The 3,705-nt window shown below is 32.7% G+C and carries 1 protein-coding gene, 2 tRNA genes and 2 pseudogenes; all 5 read left to right on the top strand.

Annotation, left to right across the window (positions count from 1 at the left end):
• Window positions 1-106 precede the first annotated feature (106 nt).
• Window positions 107-182, top strand: a tRNA-Val gene (locus ACEW7V_RS02235).
• Between the two features lie 6 nt (window positions 183-188).
• Window positions 189-264, top strand: a tRNA-Asn gene (locus ACEW7V_RS02230).
• Between the two features lie 240 nt (window positions 265-504).
• Window positions 505-867, top strand: coding sequence for a hypothetical protein (locus ACEW7V_RS02225; protein ID WP_374695762.1), 363 nt, complete (start codon window positions 505-507; stop codon window positions 865-867).
• A 144-nt stretch (window positions 868-1,011) separates the two neighbouring features.
• Window positions 1,012-1,188, top strand: a pseudogene (locus tag ACEW7V_RS02220) (hypothetical protein); the annotation flags it as partial.
• Between the two features lie 755 nt (window positions 1,189-1,943).
• Window positions 1,944-2,688, top strand: a pseudogene (locus ACEW7V_RS02215) (KH domain-containing protein); the annotation flags it as partial.
• Window positions 2,689-3,705: the final 1,017 nt, after the last annotated feature.

Genomic DNA, 3,705 nt, shown 5'->3' with positions numbered 1-3,705 from the left:
AGCCTTCGTTCCAGTTGCATTGCTGTTAAGTCCTTAGTACTGACAATAGTTCTTTATTGAGCGAAGATAGGGAGTGCCAAGGTTTGTTTTATAAAAAAGAATAAAAAGAGGATTAGCTCAGTTGGGAGAGCGTCTGCCTTACAAGCAGAATGTCGGGGGTTCAAGTCCCTCATCCTCTACCAAAAACTGCCTACGTAGCTCAGTTGGTTAGAGCATCTGACTGTTAATCAGAGGGTCTAGGTTCGAGTCCTAGCGTGGGCGCCATCTTTGTTGTGTTTTCTTTTTTCCTTGAAACCCACATTTTTTAAATTAGTATTTTTCTAATTTATTAAGTCAATTTTACAATCAATGATTGGCTTATTTTTTTTAACAAAAATTCTCTTTTTTAAGAAAATAATTTTAAATTGATTTTTTATAAATATCACTTAAAATTAAAATAATTATCTAATTATTAAGCTAGTTTGTTGAAATCAATTCAAAATCTAGCTTTTTTTATTTTTATATATTTTTTTATCACATCAAATTCCCCCCCAACCCAGTTACTTAAAGGAGTATCTTCATGTTAAAAAAGTTTTTGAAACTACTAATTTAAAAAAGAATTCTTTTCAAGTCAGAATAGGAACTTACGCCAGAAACGTTGATGCTTCCATTTTAGTACGCTACCAAGATACAGTGGTTCTTACAACTACTGTTTTTAGTCATAAACCCAATAATCTTGATTTTTACCTCTTACTGTTATTTATCAAGAAAAATTATATGCTGCTGGAAAAAATTCTGGCAGTTTTTCACGCCGAAGGACGTTTCCAACGATCACATGAAATCCTCACTTCACGCCTCATCGACCGTTCTTTACGCCCTATTCCCTGATTATTTTCAACAAGAAGTGCAAGTAATTAAGCCACAGTTTTAAGCCTAGACCCTGATTTTAAAAGCGAGCTTGCCTCCATGCTTGGAAGCTCTCTTTCTATTGATTTCTGAAATCCCTTTTGAAGCTATTTCGGAGTTTATGTAGGAAAAATCAACGACAAGTTTATCATCAATCCCACTTTGGTAACAACTTGTCAATTCTACCTACATTTGATGGTTGCAGGTACCAAACACAACGTTACTATGATAGAAGCACACGCCAATGAAGTTAGCGAACAAGACTTTTTAGAAGCCATTAATTTTTGCTCACCAATATATTAAAAACTGTGCTTATTTCAAGAAAATATCAAGCAACAATTTGCACTCAAAATAACAAACACCTTGAACCAAACCGAACAAACCCAACAACAAAGCCTTTTTTTGCAAACACCAATCCCAAGTTAAAACAAGCTATTTTAAGTTGCAACAGCAAAACGAATTTACAGCAATTAAAAGAACAAATCCTAGATCAATGCCAAACAAACTCCTTTTTTCAAAACTATTGACACTACCACTGTTTTTGATTACGAAGCCCACAAAAAACATTTACAAACAACAGAAACCCTATTTCAAAAATTATCCAAACAAGAAACACGTTCTTTAATTTTGCAAGAAAAAATAAAGTTCAGATAAAAGAGGATTAGAAGAACAAGAATCACTTTGAATCTCAAATTGATTTGTTGCTCCCCGCGCTTCCATGGTTCTGCTTTGTTTACTAGAGGGACAAACCCAAAGCCTTGCTGCAGTGACCCGGTAGGATGTTTATCAGAAAGCAAAATTTATTGACGTGTCTAAGCGACGAACAAAATAAATTAGTTTTATAGCTTCATTACAACTTTCTCCAGTTGGTTCAGTTGGTCGTTATACTGCCCCTAGTAGACGAGAAATCGGACACGGCACTCTTGCGAAAAAGCCATATCTCTTGCTTCTTGCCCGAAGAAAAGACTTCACATCATAGAGTAATTTTGAAATTTAATCTAACGGCTCTTCATGCCACTGTTTAGGCCATTTCATACATTAATGGTAATTGTAGTTCTTTTAAAAAAGCAGTTGCAGGAATGTCAGTAGGATTAGTTGACTACAAATTATGAATAAATACGTTATTTTAAGCGATATCAAGGTTTAGAAGACCACGTTGGAGACATGGATTTAAAAATCGCAGGCACCAATAAAGGAATTACTGCTTTACAAATGGATCTTAAAATTCAAGGAATCCCTTTTAAAATTTTGCAAGAAGCTTTTGCAAGCGCTTCAAAAAGGACGCCTTCATATTTTAGAACACATGAGCCAAACAATTTCTCAACCTCGTTTAGAAGTTCTCGTTTAAAGTACGCGCCTAAAGTTTGTATGATGCAAATCAAACCAGAAAAAATTCGTGATATATTGGAAGTGGTGGCAAAATTATCAATCAAATTATTGAATCTCATGATGGTGTAAAAATCGATATTGAACAAAAGACGGACGCGTTTTTTAATGCATTCCAACTTAGAAACAGTCAAAAAAACAGTCGCTTTTATTGAAAGTTTAATCCAAGAAATTCAAATAGGCACTTGTTATCAAGCCTCTATTTTGCGTTTTTAAGTGACAAACAGGAAAAATGATTGGAGCTGTGGGCACAAGTTTGTCCAAGGAATCGAAGGACTTATCCACGTTAATCAAATGAAATTTCAAAAAATCACCGATGTTTTAAAAATAGGTGAAACAGTTTCAGTTAAATGCACCAAGGTCAACGACCGCGGAAGAATTGATTTTTTGTTTTTATCTAAAAATACACAAGAAAAAACTCTTAGTTTGGCTTTCAAAAATTATTACCAATACCCATTAATTTATAAAAAAAATACCGATATCATTTAAGAAAAGTGTGGTGGTTGTGCATGAATGAATCTTTAAATAATCCCAATATCGCAACAAAACAAAACTTTACAGGACTAACTAACAAGCAAGTAGAACAAAAAAAAAACTGCGGGTCAAGTTAATGTTTCTAACTATAAAAATTCTAAAAGTATTAAAGATATCTTATTTAGTAATTTATTTAATTATCTTAATTTGTTGATTTTAATTGTAGCATTAATCATTATTTTCATAGAACAATATGAACATTTATTTTTTTAGTAGTTTCTTTAACCAATGTTTTTATTAGTGTTATTCAAGAAATTAAAGCTAAAACTAACTCTTGACAAAGTATCTTTGTTGATAAAAAACCATTCTCAAGTAATAAATAGTCAAAAAGAAAAGGTTTTCTTCTGATTTGGATTTTTGGGAGATCTTTTATTTTTGGAAGCAAGGAGAACAAATTGCAGCTGATGCCAAGTTAAAATCGAATTGTTTTAGAAGTTAACGAATCACTTTTAACTGGTGAATCCTAAGAATAGTTATCAAAAAAGAAAATGATTTTTATACTCTGGTAGCTACGTGGTATCAGGTCAAAGTTATGCCGAAATTGTAGCTGTAGGAAGTGATATGGCTGTTGAAAAGTTTCCCAAGAAGCTAAAAAATACAAAAAAACCGACCACTCCTTTAATGCAAAACTTATCTTCGTTAATCAAAACAATCATTATTTTTTGTCACACTTTTTGCTATTATTTTTAGCTTTTTTTTGCTTTTAATAAAAGAAAATAATAAAATCAGGTTTCAGGCGTAAATTCCTTACTAGGTTTGTGTGGCATGATGATAGCAATGCTTCCTTTGGGACTTTTTTTTGCTGACTAACATTTCTTTGGCAGTAGGTTTTGTACGTTTAGCGACAAAAACTTGTACTTAATCTATTTGAGATCAGAATGTTAGCTCAAAAGCAATACG

The organism is Areca yellow leaf disease phytoplasma (assembly GCF_041920595.1).
This window is presented reverse-complemented; position numbering and strand designations above follow the sequence as displayed.